Consider the following 15594-nt stretch of genomic DNA (forward strand, 5'->3'; position numbering starts at 1 on the left):
CGTCCCCAGTCGACCCACGGGTGTCAGCCTAGCGGCGGACGGCGCGGCGACGCGGGCGCCGGGTCGCGTGTGTCTCAGCCCTTGCCGAAGAGCTTCTGGATCTCGGCGAGGTCGGCTTCGGACGGCTGCGGCGCGCCGCCGAGACCGAAGCCGGATCCGCTCGGGGCGGAGGCCGTGGCGGCGAGGCCCGCGTTCTCGGCGGCCCGCTTCGCCGGGTTGCCCGAGCGGGAGCCGCCGCCCTTCTTCTGCTTCGCGCCCCGCTTGCTGGACGCTCCGGGCTTGCCGCCCATCGGGCCCATCCCGGGGATCTGGGGCACCCCGCCGCGCGCGACGGTCTTCATCATCTTCGCGGCCTGGTCGAACCGCTGGACGAGCTGATTGACGTCGGTGACGGTCATCCCCGAACCGCGCGCGATGCGCAGGCGCCGCGAGCCGTTGAGCAGCTTCGGGTTGCGGCGCTCCATGGGCGTCATCGAGCGGATGATCGCCTCGGTGCGGTCGATCTCGCGCTCGTCGAAGTTCTCCAGCTGCTGCTTCATGTTCCCGGCGCCCGGGAGCATCCCGAGCATCTTCTTCATGGAGCCCATCTTCTTGAGCTGCTGCATCTGGTCGAGGAAGTCCTCGAGCGTGAACTGCTCGGTCGCGAGCTTCTCGGCGACCTTCTTGGCCTCCTCCTCGTCGAACGCGGCCTGGGCCTGCTCGATGAGGGTCAGGATGTCGCCGAGGTCGAGGATGCGGCTCGCCATGCGGTCGGGGTGGAAGGCCTCCAGGTCTTCCAGGCCCTCGCCGGTCGACGCGTAGATGATCGGGCGACCCGTGACGGAGGCGACCGACAGGGCCGCGCCGCCGCGGGCGTCGCCGTCGAGCTTGGAGAGCACCACGCCCGTGAAGTCGACGCCGTCCTGGAACGCCTTGGCGGTGTTGACGGCGTCCTGACCGATCATCGCGTCGATGACGAACAGGACCTCGTCCGGGTCGACGGCCCGGCGGATGTCGGCGGCCTGCTTCATGAGCTCCGCGTCGACGCCGAGGCGGCCGGCGGTGTCGATGATGACGACGTCGTGCTGCTGGCGGCGCGCGTGCTCGACACCGTCGCGCGCGACGCGTACCGGATCCCCGACGCCGTTGCCGGGCTCGGGGGCGAAGACGGCCGCTCCGGCGCGCTGGGCCACGACCTGGAGCTGATTGACGGCGTTGGGCCGCTGCAGGTCGGCCGCCACGAGGAGAGGCGTGTGGCCGTCCTTCTCGAGAAGGCGCGCCAGCTTCCCGGCGAAGGTCGTCTTGCCCGAGCCCTGCAGGCCCGCGAGCATGATGACGGTCGGCGGGTTCTTGGCGAACTGCAGCCGGCGCTGCTGTCCGCCGAGGATCGCGACGAGCTCCTCGTTGACGATCTGGACCACCTGCTGGGCGGGGTTCAGCGCGCGGCTGACCTCGTCGCCGAGCGCGCGCTCGCGCACCTTCGCGGTGAAGTCCTTGACGACGCCGAGCGCGACGTCGGCGTCAAGGAGCGCGCGACGGATCTCGCGGACGGTGCCGTCGACGTCGGCGGGCGTGAGCTTGCCCTTGGTCCGCAGATTGCGGAAGGTCTCTGTGAGCCGGTCGGAGAGTGTGCCGAAAGTCGCCATGATGCCCCGATTCTACGGGAGCGGCGCGGAGCGGAGCGGCCGACCGCACCGGGGCGGCCGGTCCGCCCGTCGGGCGTCGCGCGGCGGTCAGGGCGCGTCGAGTTCCTGGAACAGCGTGAGCTGCAGACCCGCGGCCCCGCGGACCCGCGCGTTGCGCGACCGCCACGGCGTCTCACGCGGGCCGGCCTCCAGCAGCGCGCCCGCCTCGAGGACCGACGCGGTGGACTCGATCGTGTCGGCGACCTCCAGACCCACGCGGATCGGATCGCTCGGCGCGTCGCCGTCGGTCTCGACCGCGTCGATGAGGTCGATCTGGGCCGCGTTCGCCAGCTCGAGGGTGGCGCGCCCCGCGTCGAGGATCACGACCCGGGCTCCCCCGTCGCCCTGGAACGCGTCGAGCTCGGTCATCCCGAGCACGTCCCGGTAGAACCGCACCGCCCCCTCGAAGTGGTCGGCGCGGGCGACGACGCGCAACTGGCGCACGGCGCGCGGCAGGGTGGCTGCGGCCGCATCGAGTGCGCCGCGCAGCACGTCGGGGAGGGACGTGCTGCCCGCACCGCGGCGGGCCCATTCGCCGATGGCCGCGAGCACCGCGCCGCCGTGGGCGGCACCGGCCACCTCGGCGACGACCGCCCCGGCTCCCCCGAGTCGCAGCCGGCGCGACACCGCATCGGCGATGCGACCGCGGCGGCCGGCGGATTCCCGAACCAGTTCGGACTCGATCCCCATCGCGGGCGCATTCACCAGAGCGAGCGCCAGCGCGTCGGGCGCGAAGCCGCTCGCGATCCCGAGAAGCGTCTCGCGCACGTCTGCACCGTCGGCCAGCGAGATCTCGGCCGCGTCGATGCGCGCATCGAGCCCCGCCCAGAGCACGTCGGACTTCGAGGAGAAGTAGTTGAAGAAGCTCGATCGACTCACGCCGGCGCGCAGCGCGATGTCGCCCACCGTGGTGCCCTCGTATCCCTTTTCGAGGAACAGCTCGCACGCCGCCTCGGCGAGGACCTCGCGGGACGACGACTTGGGACGACCGGTGCTCATCTCCCCACCATATCCAGGCTATTGTTGGACGCAGTCCAGTAATCGCGAAGGAGACGGCGTGCTCGACATCCAGACGATCGGCCTCGCACCGACGTACGTTCCCTACGGCGACGGCTGGGAGCTCCAGCGCCGCCTGCACGGCGAGATCGTCGCCGGAGCACGACCCGACACGCTCCTGCTGCTGGAGCATGAGCCGGTGTTCACCGCCGGCGCCCGGACCGCGCGTCACGAGCGCCCGACCGACGGCACGCCCGTGATCGATGTCGACCGCGGCGGGAAGATCACCTGGCACGGGCCCGGCCAGCTGGTCGGGTACCCGCTCGTGCGCCTCGCCGAGCCCGTCGACGTCGTCGCACACGTGCGCCGGCTGGAGGCGGTGCTGATCGAGGTCCTCGCCGCCTTCGACGTCGAGGGCTACCGGGTGGAAGGGCGCAGCGGCGTCTGGGTGCGCCGTCCCCTGTCGGAGGACAAGATCGCGGCCATCGGCGTGCGGGTGCAGCGCGGCGTGACCATGCACGGCTTCGCACTCAACTGCGACAACAGTCTGCTCCCGTTCTCCCAGATCGTGCCCTGCGGGATCTCCGACGCCGGGGTCACGACCCTCAGCGAGATCGCCGGCACCGACATCTCCCCCGCCGATGTCGTCGACACGGTCGCCTCGGCCTTCCAGGCCGCCTTCGATTCGGCGGTCGCCGCGTGAGCTGCGGCACCGCCCCGGGCGGGCAGAACGCCGGGCAGGCAGCGCCCGAGGGGCGCAGACTCCTCCGGCTCGAGGTGCGCAACGCGCAGACGCCGATCGAGCGCAAGCCCGACTGGATCAAGACCAAGGCCCGGATGGGCCCCGAGTACCAGGCCCTCCACGCCCTCGTGAAGGACGAGCAGCTGCACACCGTGTGCCAGGAGGCCGGCTGCCCGAACATCTACGAGTGCTGGGAGGATCGCGAGGCGACGTTCCTCATCGGCGGCTCGCAGTGCACCCGGCGCTGCGACTTCTGCCAGATCGACACCGGCAAGCCCGCCGACTACGACATCGACGAGCCCCGGCGCGTCGCCGAGAGCGTCGAGCGGATGCGGCTGCGGTACGCCACCGTCACGTGCGTGGCGCGCGACGACCTCCCCGACGGCGGCGCCTGGCTGAACGCGGAGACCGTCCGTCAGATCCACGCGCGCAACCCCGGCACCGGCGTCGAGCTGCTCGCCACCGACTTCAACGGCGACCCGGCGCTGCTGTCCGAGGTCTTCGACGCCCGGCCGGAGGTCTTCGCCCACAACGTGGAGACGGTGCCCCGCATCTTCAAGCGCATCCGTCCCGCCTTCCGCTACGAGCGCTCGCTCGACGTGCTGACCCAGGCGCGCGCCGCCGGACTCATCACCAAGTCCAACCTCATCCTCGGCATGGGCGAGGAGCCGGAAGAGGTCGTGCAGGCGCTGCAGGACCTGCGTGACGCGGGCACCGACATCATCACGATCACGCAGTACCTGCGCCCCACCCCCCGCCACCTCCCGGTGGCGCGGTGGGTGAAGCCCGAGGAGTTCGTGGCGTTCAAGGAGGAGGCCGAGCGCATCGGATTCCTCGGCGTGCTCGCCGGTCCGCTCGTGCGCTCCTCCTACCGCGCCGGACGGCTCTGGGCGCAGTCGATGGCGTCTCACGGCCGTGAGATCCCCGCCCACCTGGCGCACCTGACGGCCGACGGCGGGTTCGCGCAGGCGGTCTAGCCGGCGGATTCCCATCCGCGGACGAGGTACTTCGGCGCCTGCGTGCGCCAGGCCTCGACGAGAAGCTCGGTCAGGTGTCCCGGGTCGATCGCACCCAGCCGGAACGCGATCTTGGGCTCGCCCCACCGCGTCGTCTGCGGCAGGAAGACGGCCGGATCCATCTCCCGCAGCGCCCGGGCGTCGTCGGGATCGCCGACCTTGGCTCCGACGACAGCCTCGGCGAGGATCACCGCGCGCACCGGCTCGGGGATGCTCGGCCACGGGTGGCACTCCCAGGCGAACAGTCTGCCCCGCACGAACCAGGCCGCACCGCCGGTGGTCTGCCTCTCCTCGGCGCCCGGCAGCCCCAGGACCACCCGCCGGACGTCGTCGACCTCGGGCATCCGCGTTCAGTCGGCGCTGGTGACAGACTGCACGGCGCCGTCGCTGGTGAGGTTCACCAGGAGCACCTCGTCGGTGGCGTCCCGATCGAGCGCGTACTCGAGCACGGCGAACGGGTCGGCGCCGCCGTGCTCGTCGGCGAGGATCGTCATGCTCACCAGCTGCAGGGAGCGGATCACGTCGATGTGGACGTCGCCGGAGATGTCCACGAGGAAGTCCTCGATCTCCTCGCCCATCTGCTCCTGCTGCTGCAGGATGTACTCGGTGACCTCGCTGGTGCGATCGTCGAGCTCGGAGACCATGGCGTTGCGCGCCTGCAGATCGATCGCCTCGAGGGAGGAGATCATGGCCGCCGCGACATCCAACGCCGCAGGCGAGACGTCGTCCTGATCGGGCGCGGTCAGATCGACGGTGACCCTCTGGTCGCCGAAGTCGATCGCCTCGCTCCAGAAGATCGATCCGTCCGGCCCCGACTCCAGCAGGCCGAAGTAGTCGTGCTCGATCGCCATGGCCCTATGCAACCACCCTCGCGGCCATCATGCGAGCCCGGTGACGCATGTCGCGGCGCTCAATCGACCAGCGCCGACACGAAGACGTGCGGGGTGAAGCCGGTGAGGTCGCCGATCCCCTCGCCCTGCCCGAGCAGCTTCACCGGGATGCCGGTGCGCTCCTGGACCGCGAGGACGAAACCGCCCTTGGCCGAGCCGTCGAGCTTGGTCAGCACGAGTCCCGTGACGCCCGCGTGCTCGAGGAACGCCTGCGCCTGCATGACGCCGTTCTGCCCCGTGGTGGCGTCCAGCACGAGCAGGACCTCGCTGATCGGGGCGAGCTTCTCCACCACCCGCCGGATCTTGCTCAGCTCGTCCATGAGGCCGCCCTTGGTGTGCAGGCGGCCGGCGGTGTCGACGAGCACGATCTCGGTGCCGGTCTGCACCGCGTGGTCGATGGTCTGGTACGCGACCGATGCCGGGTCCTGCCCCTCGTGCTGCGGCCGGACGATCGTCGCCCCACCGCGTTCGGCCCAGGTCGCGAGCTGGTCGACGGCAGCGGCACGGAAGGTGTCCGCGGCGCCCACGACGACCGACCGCTCGAACCGGCGGAGGTAGGCGGCGAGCTTTCCGATGGTGGTCGTCTTGCCCACCCCGTTCACGCCGACCACCAGCACCACCGCGGGACGCTCCGTCAGCCGCAGGGTCGAGTCGAATGCCGCGAAGTGCTCCTCGAGGGTCTCCTTCAGCATGCGCTGCAGATCGCGCGGGTCCGTGGTCCGGAACCGGTCCACCTTCTCATGGAGCTCGTCCAGGAGCCGCTCGGTGATGTCGGGGCCGAAGTCCGCCGTCAGGAGGGCGGTCTCCAGGTCCTCCCAGGTGATGTCGTCGATCGTGGGCTTGACGAACATGCCGCGCAGCGCGCGACCGAGCGACCAGGAGTTCTCCGCCATGCGTCCAGCCTAGGAGTTCGCCCGCACCCGGGCGCGCACCTCGCCGCCTGCCTCGCCGATCGACGCGCACCGAGGCACCGCAGCGGCGGTCAGGACGGCACGTGCTCCCGGACGCGCTGCCCCACGACCGCCGAGACGCCGTCCTGCCGCATCGAGACGCCGTACAGGGCGTCGGCGATCTCCATCGTCCGCTTCTGGTGGGTGATGACGATCAGCTGACTGGAGGCGCGCAGCTGCTCGAAGACGCCGAGAAGCCGACCCAGATTCGCATCGTCGAGGGCGGCCTCGACCTCGTCGAGGATGTAGAAGGGACTCGGCCGCGCCTTGAAGATCGCCGTCAGGAGCGCCACGGCGGCCAGCGATCGCTCGCCACCGGACAGGAGCGACAGCCGCTCGATCTTCTTGCCCACCGGTCGCACGGACACCTCGATGCCGGTGGTGAGCGGATTGTCCGGGTCGGTGAGCGAGATGCTTCCCGAGCCTCCGGGGAACAGGATCGGGAACACCTCGCCGAACGCGACCTTCGTGTCCTCGAACGCCGCGAGGAAGATCGTCTGCATCCGCTCGTCGAGCTCTTCGATGATCGTGAGCAGATCGGCCCGGGTCTGGGTGAGGTCGGCCAGCTGCTCGGTGAGGAAGGCGTGGCGCTGCTCGAGCGCGGCGAACTCCTCCAGAGCCAGCGGATTCACCCGCCCGAGCTGAGCCAGCTTGCGCTCGGCGTCCTGCAGTCGACGCCGCTGCGCGGCGCGGTCGTAGGCCTCGCCGTCCTCCTCGCCCTCGGTGGGGATGAGCTGATCCGGACCATATTCCGAAATGAGAATGTCCTCGCTGAGACTGAGCTCGCTGCCCACCCTCTCGAGCAGGGAGGTGACGTGGAGGCGCTTCTCGTGCATCTGCAGCTCGAGCCCGTGGACGCTCTCCGTGAGGCCGCTCAGGCGTTCTCTGACCGACGCGTCCTGGGCGCGCAGGTCGACCAGTTCGGCGGTGACGGCGCTGCGCGCCTGCTCGGCCAGCTGCAGCTCGACACGGGCCTGGGACACCGACCGATCCACGGAGTCGAGCAGTGGCGGCAGCTGCCCGGCGACCTCGGCGGCGATCTCCCGCTGCGCCCGGCGGAGGACCGCCCGCCGGGCCGCCTCCTCCGCGGCGGACCGCTCGCGCTCCCGCTGGCGCTCCAGCTGCACGACCCGGGCCTCCCCGGCGCGCACCCGCTCCTTCAGGGTCTCGACGTCGAGTCGCGCACGCATCTCGCCGTCGCGCGCCTGCTCCAGCTCGGCGAGCAGACCGTCGCGGGCGGAGGCGTCGAGGATGGGGCGGGGTGCGTCCTGGGCCCGCGCGAGTGCCTCCTCGGCCGTCCGCGCAGCCGCCTCGGCGTCGGCGACGGCGGACTGGGCCTGCCGCACCCCGGCCTCCAGTCGCTCGCATTCGGCGATCGCGGCCTCGTGGCGCACCGTCGCCCGGTTCACCTGCTCGCTGTGCGCGGCCAGCGCGGCGTCGTGCTCGCGCAGCGTCTGCAGCGACTCCCGCGTGCGCCGTCGCGCGTCGTCCCAGCCTGCCTGGGCGTCCGCGAGTGCCTCGCGGAGGGAGTCGGCGACGACCACGATCTCGCTCAGCCGGTCGGTCGCGGCATCGCGCTCCGCCGCGAGCTCCAGGCGGGAGCGTCCCGAGCCGGAGCCGGCGCGCACGGTGTACGCGGTGACGATCTCTCCGGCGCGGGTGACGAGGGTGACGGGCGACTCGTCGGCCGGGAGCTCGGCCGTCAGCGCGTGCGCCGCGGCCAGGTCGTCGACGATGTGCACCGACGCGAGCACGCCGCGCACACCGTCCGGAGCCGTCACGACCTCGAGCGCGGGGGTGGCGCCGGCGAGCACCCGCGGTGCAGGAACGGGCCCGCCGTCCGCGAGGGCGATGTCCACGGTGCCGAGATCTGCGTCCTGCGCGGTGCGCGCGACCTCGAGTGCGGACGCCAGATCGACGACGAGCACCCCCTCGGCGAGTGAGCCGAGCGCCGCGGCGATCGCCGCCTCGTAGCCCGCGGTCACCTTGACGGCATCGCCGACGAGACCTCGGATACCGTCCCCGCCGCGCTCGATCAGCGCCGCGGCGGCGTTGCGCACATCGAGCGCCCGCCCGAGCGCCGCAGCCTGAGCCGTGAGCGACTCCACCTCGCGCTCCGCGGCGTGCAGACGCTCGCGCAGCGCCGTGACCTGCGCCTCCGCCTCGCCCGCGTCGCGCTGCGCGCGCTCGTAGGCGGCGGCGAACTCGGCCGACGACCCCTCCGGCACGAGCTCGGGCTCCACCCCGGCGAGAGCCTCCTCGGCGTCCACCCGTCGCTGCAGCGCCGCGTCGAGTGCGCGCTGCTGACGCTCGACGGCGCCGCGCACCGCCTCGAGGCGCGACGCGGCGGCCTCCGCCGAACCGCGCAGCGCGGTGAGTCGCATGTCGTGCTCGGAGACGAGGGCGCTCTGCGCCGCGATGTCCGCATCGAGCGCGTCGAGCTCGGCGCGGGCCCGGATGACGTCACGCGACGCTGCAGCGGCCGCGTCCTGAGCCGCGCCGAGCCCCGATGCGATCTCGTCGACGTCCACCCGCGCCTCGTCGATGCTCGCCTGGCTCACCGTCGCGACGTCGAGCGCGAGCTGTCCGTCGTCTTCGAGCAGCGCGAGCCGCTGACCCGCCAGCGAGTACAGGCCGCGCAGCCGCTCCTGGACCTGCTCGAGCCCGAACGCGGCCGCACGTGCGCGATCGACCCCCTCGGAGCGCTGCTGTGCCTCCAGCGTGTCGATGCGCAGCTTGAGCTGCTCGGCCTGATCCTGCAGCACGATGCGCTCCGCATGCCGCTCGTGCTCGGTGCGCGCGTGGTCGGCGAGCTGCGTGCGCAGGGACACGAGCTCATCGGCATACAGACGCGCCTTCGCATCGCGCACGACCGCCGCGATCGTGGCCGCCTCTCGCGCGATCTCGGCCTGCTTGCCCAGCGGCTTGAGCTGACGACGCAGCTCGCCGGCGAGGTCGCTCAGCCGCATCAGGTTGGCTTCCATCGCGTCGAGCTTGCGGAGGGTCTTCTCCTTGCGGCGTCGATGCTTCAGGATCCCCGCGGCTTCCTCGATGAAGCCGCGGCGGTCCTCAGGACTGGCCTGGAGCACGCTGTCGAGCCGGCCCTGACCGACGATCACGTGCATCTCCCGACCGAGGCCGGAGTCGCTGAGCAGCTCCTGCACGTCGAGCAGCCGGCAGGTCTCCCCGTTGATCGCGTACTCGCTGCTGCCGTTGCGGAAGAGGGTGCGGCTGATCGTGACCTCGCTGTAGGCGATCGGGAGCGCACCGTCGCTGTTGTCGATCGTCAGCTGCACCTCGGCGCGACCGAGCGGTCCGCGCGTTGCCGTGCCGGCGAAGATGACGTCCTCCATCTTCCCGCCACGGAGGGTCTTCACCCCCTGCTCCCCCATCACCCAGGCCAGGGCGTCGACGACGTTCGACTTGCCCGACCCGTTGGGTCCGACGATGCACGTGACGCCGGGCTCGAGGGCGAAAGTGGTCGGCTGCGCGAACGACTTGAAGCCTTTGAGCGTCACGCTCTTCAGGTGCATGGGCGGTCGTCCTCCGTCAGGTGTCGCGCAGCTGTCGCGACCACGCTACCGGCACCGCGCTTGACGGCGGCGCCAGCCACGCGCTATCGTCACTCTCCGCGTCAGAAGTTGAGAAAGGAGGTCCCGAAATGATGCACATGAACACCACCGGAGGAATGACTCCGCGTCTCGCGTGCGCCGGGACCATCTCCTTCGGCGCCTTCCAGAACACGCGTACGCACGCGTTCATCTGATCCCCGCAGGGGACGAGTCTGCCCGTTACCGGGCTCGATGACCGTTTCCTGCCCGGGCTGATCCGTCGCCCGTCCCCTCGTGCTGCGGCACGATCTCCGCCGCTCTCTCGGCATCCACCCCTTTTCAGCGAAAGCACACTCTCATGAACACTCTCACCGCGCCGCAGCGCTCGGACCGTCGGCGATCCGACGACACCGTCCCGCTGTCGCATCTCCCGCTGCAGGACCGCACCCCGCGGACTGCTCTGCCCGATCGCGTCGCCCTGCGCGTGGCCCTGGCGCTCCTGCTGTGGAGCACCCGGCCGCAGCTGCAGACCACCGCGACCGCGCGTCGCGCCCAGCGCGACCGCGCAACCCGGGAGCTGGACTGGCAGCTGCGCTGCCACCGACTCCCCCACCTGTGATGCGGGTGCCGGTGCTCCGAAGGCCACACGACCACGGACGCACCGGCATCCGCCCTCTCACCTCTTCACTTCTGACGAACGGATCACCATCATGACCACCATCAACGGACTCGACGTCGAGTTCCGCCCGCTCACGATCCCCGCGCACATCGGCGACGACGACGCCACCGACTTCATCGAGATGACTCGTGTGCGAAACGCCGTGTACGCCGAGATCGGCGGCAACGACGACGACGCCCTCACTCCCACCGAACTCCTGCCTCACTATCAGCCCGACCCCGACGAGACGCGTCTCAGCTGGATGGTCGTCGCCGACGGCGCGGTCGTGGGCCGGGTGGGTGTCGACATCCCGCACGAGGAGGGGTCCCGCTCGGCCTACTGGCTGATCGAACTGCTCCGCTCGCATCAGGGCCGAGGCATCGGCACCGCGGCGTACCCGCTCGTCGAGCGGGCGGCCCGGGAGCACGGCCGGACGGTGCTGCAGTCCTGGGCGCAGCACGCCGAAGCAGACGGCCCGCGGCTGAGCGCGCCGACCGGCTTCGGCACGATCCCGCGCGATCGCGCCGCGCGGTTCTATCTCTCGCAGGGCTACGTGCTCGAGCAGATCGAGCGTCGCAGCGACCTCGATCTCGTGGCGAGCGCACCGACCGTCGAGCGCCTGCTCGCGGATGCGGAGCGCGCCGCCGCGGGATACCGGATCGTGCAGTGGTCGCCGCCGACCCCCGCCGAGCACGTCGCCGGATTCGCCTGGATGAAGTCCCGCATGTCGACGGATGCACCGGCGGCCGGGATGGAGTTCGACGAGCAGGCGTGGGATGCCGACCGGGTGGCACGCCACGATCGCCGCTGGCTCGACGGCGGCATGACGGTGCTCGTGACCGCCGCCCAGCACATCGCGACCGGCGACCTGGTCGCCTTCAACGAGCTCAGCATCGGCGCGGACGGCACACGGCCGACCAACCAGGAGGACACCCTCGTCCTCAAGGAGCACCGGGGCCATCGGCTGGGACAGCTCGTCAAGTGCGCAGCTCTCAAGACCTGGCGGGACATCGCCCCCCGCTCACCGAAGGTCATCACCTACAACGCGGAGGAGAACCGTCCCATGCTGGACATCAACGAGGCGATCGGCTTCCGCCCGGTCGCGTACGAGGGCGCGTGGAAGAAGGTGCTCTCATGACCGTCGAGACGCTGAGCGTCGAGCGGGTGGCGGTGCCGCACGCGATCACGGACGCCGAGGCACGCGACTTCGTCGACATGATCGAGGTCTTCAACCGCGGCGTGGAGTACGACATCGGCCTCGACCACCTGCGGTGGGAGCCGACGGAGATGCTGCCGTCGTGGCTCGACCAGCGCTACATCGCCCGCGGGGGCCACCTCGTGCGGCGCAACGGCGAACCGGTCGGCGCCCTGCAGTGGAGCATGTCTCGGGAGGACGGCGCCCGCAACCTCGAGTTCGATCTCCTGACCGCGCCCGAGGGCCGCGGGCACGGCGTCGAGGAGCTGCTGATGCGGCGGCTGATCGACGATGCGCGGGAAGCGGGACGGACATCGTTGCAGACCTTCTCCCTCCACCGGGTCGACGCTCCCGGCGAGCGGCTCGACGCGCCGACGGGCTTCGGCAGCGTGCCGCGGGACGAATGGTCGCGGTTCTTCCTGGACCACGGCTTCGTGCTGCAGCAGGTCGAGCGCAACAGTGCGTTCGACCTGCGCGGATCGTTGGCGGACGTCCGCCGGATGCTCGATGAGGCGCTCGCCCACGCCGGCGCCGACTACCGCGTGGTGACCTGGACGGGCGCCACCCCCGAGGAGCACCGCGAGGCCTACGCGTACATCCTGTCGCGCATGTCGACCGACGTGCCGATGGGCGACCTCGATCTGCCGGAGGAGACGTGGGACGTCGAGCGGGTCGTGCATCGGGATCGGCGACTGGCCGCGGGCGGGCTCCTCATCGCAGTGGCAGCCGTCGAGCACATCCCGACCGGACGCCTCGTCGCGTACAACGAGCTGGGCATCGGGGAGGACCGCACGCGCCCGACGAATCAGTGGGGAACCCTCGTCGTCACCGAGCACCGGGGACGGCGGCTCGGGACCATTGTGAAGTGCGCCAATCTGCTGCGGTGGGCGGAGCTCGTCCCGACCTCCCCCTTCGTCTCGACGTTCAACGCCGAGGAGAACCGTCCCATGCTCGATGTGAATGAGGCGATCGGCTTCGCGCCGCTGACCGTGGCGGGAGCGTGGCAGCGCGTGCTCGAGTGAGGACGGGGATCAGCGTCGGCGCTGACAGTGGGGGCAGTAGTGGCTCGACCGGTTCGTGAAGGACACGCGGACGATCGGCCGGCCGCAGCGCGGGCACGGCTCGCCGGTCCGGCCGTAGGCCCGCAGCGAGTGGGCGAAGTACCCCGCCTGCCCGTTGACGTTGACGTACTGGGCGTCGAAGCTCGTGCCGCCCTCGGCCAGGGCGCGTTCGAGGACGATCCTCACCTCCTCCAGCAGCCGGTTCACGGTGCGCGCCGGCAGGGCCGAGGCGGCCGTCTCCGGGTGGATCCGTGCGGCCCACAGCGACTCGTCGGCATAGATGTTGCCGATGCCGCTCACGACGGTCTGGTCGAGGAGCACGCGCTTGATGGCGGAGGCGGTGCGCGCCAAGCGGGTGCGGAAGAGGCCGTCGTCGAAGGCGGGGTCGAGCGGATCGCGGGCGATGTGGGCCACCTGCGACGGTGTCGCCGCAGCGTCCGTTCCCCAGCCTCCGGGCGCACCGTCGGAGGTCGGGGTCAGACGGTCCACCGCCAGCGAGCCGAAGGTACGCTGATCGGCGAAGACGACATCGAGCTCGCCGTGCGCGGAGTGGACGACGTGCAGCCGGATGCGCTCGTGCCGCTCGGCGGCGGACCCGGGCGAACGCAGCAGCAGCTGGCCGCTCATGCCCAGGTGCGCCACGATCGCCTCGCCTTCGCCCTCGCGATCGCGGTCGTCGTCGGCCAGCGGCAGCCACAGGAACTTGCCGCGCCGGGCTGCGGCGACGACACGTCGACCGGAGACCGCAGCCTCGAACGACGCCGGGTCGCCGACGTGACGCGTCAGCGCGCGCGGATCGAACACGTCGGCGCCGAGGATGGTGGCGCCCGTGACGGCGGGTGCGAGGCCGGCGCGGACGACCTCGACCTCGGGGAGCTCAGGCACGCGCGGAGAGCTCGCGCCAGACGGCGAGGGCTCCCGCCATCTCCGCCTGCTTCTTGCTCGAGCCCGATCCGGTGCAGGACACCTCGCCCACCGACACGGTCGCCGTGAAGCGGCGGTGATGATCCGGTCCCTCCGCGGTGACCGTGTACACGGGCGGCGCGAGGCTCAGCCGTGCGGCGAGCTCCTGCAGGCTGGTCTTCGGGTCCATCGCCGCGCCGTAGCGCTCCGGGTCGGTCATGAGCGGCTCGAGGAGCCGCAGGACCAGTGCGGTCGCCGCCTCGGGGCCCGCGGAGAGGAACGTCGCGCCGAACACCGCCTCCATCGTGTCGGCCAGGATGGAGTCCTTGTCCCGTCCGCCGGTCTGGTCCTCACCGCGTCCGAGACGCAGGTGCGAGCCGAGCTCGATGCTCCGGGCGACCTCGGCCAGGGCGACGGTCGAGACGACGCTGGCCCGGCGCTTCGCCAGCGAGCCCTCGTCCAGCTGCGGGTGCCGCGTGAAGAGGTGGACGGTGACGGCCTGCCCCAGGATCGAGTCGCCGAGGAACTCGAGGCGCTCGTTGTGCGGGATGCCGCCGTTCTCGTACGCGAAGGACCGATGCGTCAGCGCGAGCGACAGAAGCTCGGGGTCGATATCGACCCCGAGCTTGTCGGCGAGCACCGAGTGCTCGATGAAGACGTCCGTCACGACGTGACCGTCGTTCAGACGTCGGCGACCTTGCGGCCCTTGTACTCGAGGAACAGCTCGGTACCCTGCGAGTCGGTGACGACCTTCGCCTGGTGCGGACGGCTGTAGACGACCTTGCCGTTCTCGACGGTCTTGACGAGCGCGGGGGCCTCGGCCTTCCACTGCGCACGGCGCGAACGCGTGTTGGAGCGGGAGACCTTCCGCTTCGGGGGGTTACCTGCCATGGCTAGCTCTTCTCTGTGTCGTCGGCGGCGGGGCGCACTGCCTCGCCGTCGTGGTCTGGGGTGAGGGCCTTCAGCGCGGCCCAGCGCGGATCGACCGGGGCTTCCGGCACGGCGTCGGACGTCAGCCTCTCGCCCGTGTTCGGATCGAGTCCGGGGCAATCCGGCTGACACACCGGCTGGAAGGGAAGCGACAGGACGATCGAATCCCTGACCAGAGTTTCAAGATCCACGTGGTCGTCTTGAACCTCGAAGTCATTCGCTTCTTCACCAGGATACCCGAAGAGCTCCTGAAACTCGACTTCGAGGGGCTGGGCGATGTCGGTGAGGCACCGTCCGCACACCCCCGTGTACTCCGTGTCGATCTGCGCGGACACGAGGATGCCCTCGTGGACCGACTCGAGCCGGACGTCGAGGTCGATGATCTCGCCCTCCGCGACGGAGACCAGTCCCTCTCCCCACTTCGAGGGCGACGCGACCTCCACACGGTGCTCGCGCATCTCGCCCGGGTGGCGGACGATGTCGCGGACGGGGAAGACGAACGGACCGTTCAGGTGCTTGCGTGACATCGGTGCTCCTCAGTTCTCTCGCGCGCCCGTGTCGAGGAAGCGCGCGACGGGTGCGGGGACGAACGGCGACACGTCGCCGCCCAGCGCCGCCACCTGACGTACCAGCGAGCTCGACACCATCGCGTGCGCAGGATCGGGCAGCAGGAAGACGGTCTCCACGTGGGCGAGGTGGCGGTTGACGATCGCCATCGGCGTCTCGTAGGCCACGTCGACCTGCGAGCGGATGCCCTTCACGAGCACGCCCGCGTCGACGTCGACGGCGTAGTCGACCAGCAGCCCCATGCTCCACGAGGCGACGACGATGTCGCCTTCGATGCCGGCGTCGGCGACCGACTGCTCCAGCAGGGTCAGGCGCTGAGCCAGCGGGAGCATCGCCTCCTTGCCGGGGTTGTGGACCACCAGGACGTGGAGCTGGTCGTACAGCGAGGCCGCCCGTCGGATGACATCGAGGTGGCCGAGCGTCGGCGGGTCGAACGATCCCGGGACGACCGCGATGCGGTTGTTCATGTCG

At 71.0% G+C, this 15594-nt stretch carries 16 protein-coding genes; 5 read left to right on the plus strand and 11 right to left on the minus strand.

Annotated elements, in window-relative coordinates:
* Positions 1-74 precede the first annotated feature (74 nt).
* Both ffh and QQZ13_RS01750 read right to left on the minus strand, forming a co-directional pair.
* Positions 75-1625: a signal recognition particle protein gene (gene ffh, locus QQZ13_RS01745; RefSeq protein ID WP_284527403.1), complete on the minus strand. Its 1551-nt coding sequence runs from the start codon at positions 1623-1625 to the stop codon at positions 75-77.
* An 87-nt stretch (positions 1626-1712) separates the two neighbouring features.
* Positions 1713-2663 carry a TetR family transcriptional regulator gene (locus tag QQZ13_RS01750; protein WP_284527404.1) on the minus strand — a complete coding sequence of 317 codons (951 nt, stop codon included), beginning with the start codon at positions 2661-2663 and terminating at the stop codon, positions 1713-1715.
* Here QQZ13_RS01750 and lipB point away from each other — a divergent pair.
* Together lipB and lipA are read left to right on the plus strand one after the other, a co-directional pair.
* The gene (gene lipB / locus QQZ13_RS01755; protein ID WP_284527405.1) at positions 2560-3363 is read left to right on the plus strand and encodes a lipoyl(octanoyl) transferase LipB; all 804 of its coding nucleotides are present in this window, start codon (positions 2560-2562) and stop codon (positions 3361-3363) included. The genes QQZ13_RS01750 and lipB overlap by 104 nt on opposite strands.
* Positions 3360-4379, plus strand: coding sequence for a lipoyl synthase (gene lipA / locus QQZ13_RS01760; RefSeq protein ID WP_284527406.1), 1020 nt, complete (start codon positions 3360-3362; stop codon positions 4377-4379). The genes lipB and lipA overlap by 4 nt, the downstream gene beginning before the upstream one ends.
* Here the strand turns inward: lipA and QQZ13_RS01765 are convergent.
* The 4 genes from QQZ13_RS01765 to smc all read right to left on the minus strand — a co-directional run bounded on the left by QQZ13_RS01765 (position 4376) and on the right by smc (position 9791).
* Positions 4376-4762, minus strand: coding sequence for an MmcQ/YjbR family DNA-binding protein (locus QQZ13_RS01765; protein ID WP_284527407.1), 387 nt, complete (start codon positions 4760-4762; stop codon positions 4376-4378). The genes lipA and QQZ13_RS01765 overlap by 4 nt on opposite strands.
* Positions 4763-4768: 6 nt before the next feature.
* The gene (locus tag QQZ13_RS01770) at positions 4769-5269 is read right to left on the minus strand and encodes a DUF2004 domain-containing protein (protein ID WP_284527408.1); all 501 of its coding nucleotides are present in this window, start codon (positions 5267-5269) and stop codon (positions 4769-4771) included.
* Positions 5270-5328: 59 nt separating this feature from the next.
* Positions 5329-6201, minus strand: a complete 873-nt coding sequence (gene ftsY, locus QQZ13_RS01775; RefSeq protein WP_284527409.1) for a signal recognition particle-docking protein FtsY — start codon at positions 6199-6201, stop codon at positions 5329-5331.
* An 89-nt stretch (positions 6202-6290) separates the two neighbouring features.
* A complete protein-coding gene (smc, locus tag QQZ13_RS01780; RefSeq protein ID WP_284527410.1) occupies positions 6291-9791 on the minus strand; it encodes a chromosome segregation protein SMC in 3501 nt (1166 codons plus the stop codon).
* A gap of 376 nt (positions 9792-10167) precedes the next feature.
* Here smc and QQZ13_RS01785 point away from each other — a divergent pair, with 376 nt between their 5' ends.
* The 3 genes from QQZ13_RS01785 (at position 10168) to QQZ13_RS01795 (ending at position 12684) form a co-directional block, all read left to right on the plus strand.
* Positions 10168-10428 carry a hypothetical protein gene (locus tag QQZ13_RS01785; RefSeq protein ID WP_284527411.1) on the plus strand — a complete coding sequence of 87 codons (261 nt, stop codon included), beginning with the start codon at positions 10168-10170 and terminating at the stop codon, positions 10426-10428.
* A gap of 91 nt (positions 10429-10519) precedes the next feature.
* Positions 10520-11605 carry a GNAT family N-acetyltransferase gene (locus tag QQZ13_RS01790; RefSeq protein ID WP_284527412.1) on the plus strand — a complete coding sequence of 362 codons (1086 nt, stop codon included), beginning with the start codon at positions 10520-10522 and terminating at the stop codon, positions 11603-11605.
* On the plus strand, positions 11602-12684 hold the full coding sequence (locus QQZ13_RS01795) for a GNAT family N-acetyltransferase (protein ID WP_284527413.1): 1083 nt from the start codon (positions 11602-11604) through the stop codon (positions 12682-12684). The genes QQZ13_RS01790 and QQZ13_RS01795 overlap by 4 nt, the downstream gene beginning before the upstream one ends.
* 9 nt (positions 12685-12693) lie before the next feature.
* Here the strand turns inward: QQZ13_RS01795 and mutM are convergent, their stop codons facing one another.
* The 5 genes from mutM to coaD are packed head-to-tail and all read right to left on the minus strand — an operon-like array spanning position 12694 to position 15590.
* Positions 12694-13608 carry a bifunctional DNA-formamidopyrimidine glycosylase/DNA-(apurinic or apyrimidinic site) lyase gene (gene mutM / locus QQZ13_RS01800; protein ID WP_284527414.1) on the minus strand — a complete coding sequence of 305 codons (915 nt, stop codon included), beginning with the start codon at positions 13606-13608 and terminating at the stop codon, positions 12694-12696.
* A complete protein-coding gene (rnc, locus tag QQZ13_RS01805; protein ID WP_284527415.1) occupies positions 13601-14293 on the minus strand; it encodes a ribonuclease III in 693 nt (230 codons plus the stop codon). Before rnc ends, mutM begins: the two co-directional genes overlap by 8 nt.
* Positions 14294-14307: 14 nt before the next feature.
* Positions 14308-14517: a 50S ribosomal protein L32 gene (gene rpmF / locus QQZ13_RS01810; protein WP_050721097.1), complete on the minus strand. Its 210-nt coding sequence runs from the start codon at positions 14515-14517 to the stop codon at positions 14308-14310.
* Positions 14518-14519: 2 nt separating this feature from the next.
* On the minus strand, positions 14520-15083 hold the full coding sequence (locus QQZ13_RS01815) for a DUF177 domain-containing protein (RefSeq protein ID WP_284527416.1): 564 nt from the start codon (positions 15081-15083) through the stop codon (positions 14520-14522).
* A gap of 9 nt (positions 15084-15092) precedes the next feature.
* On the minus strand, positions 15093-15590 hold the full coding sequence (gene coaD / locus QQZ13_RS01820; protein ID WP_284527417.1) for a pantetheine-phosphate adenylyltransferase: 498 nt from the start codon (positions 15588-15590) through the stop codon (positions 15093-15095).
* Positions 15591-15594 lie beyond the last annotated feature (4 nt).

It is taken from the genome of Microbacterium sp. T2.11-28 (assembly GCF_950097975.1).
GTDB lineage: Bacteria > Actinomycetota > Actinomycetes > Actinomycetales > Microbacteriaceae > Microbacterium.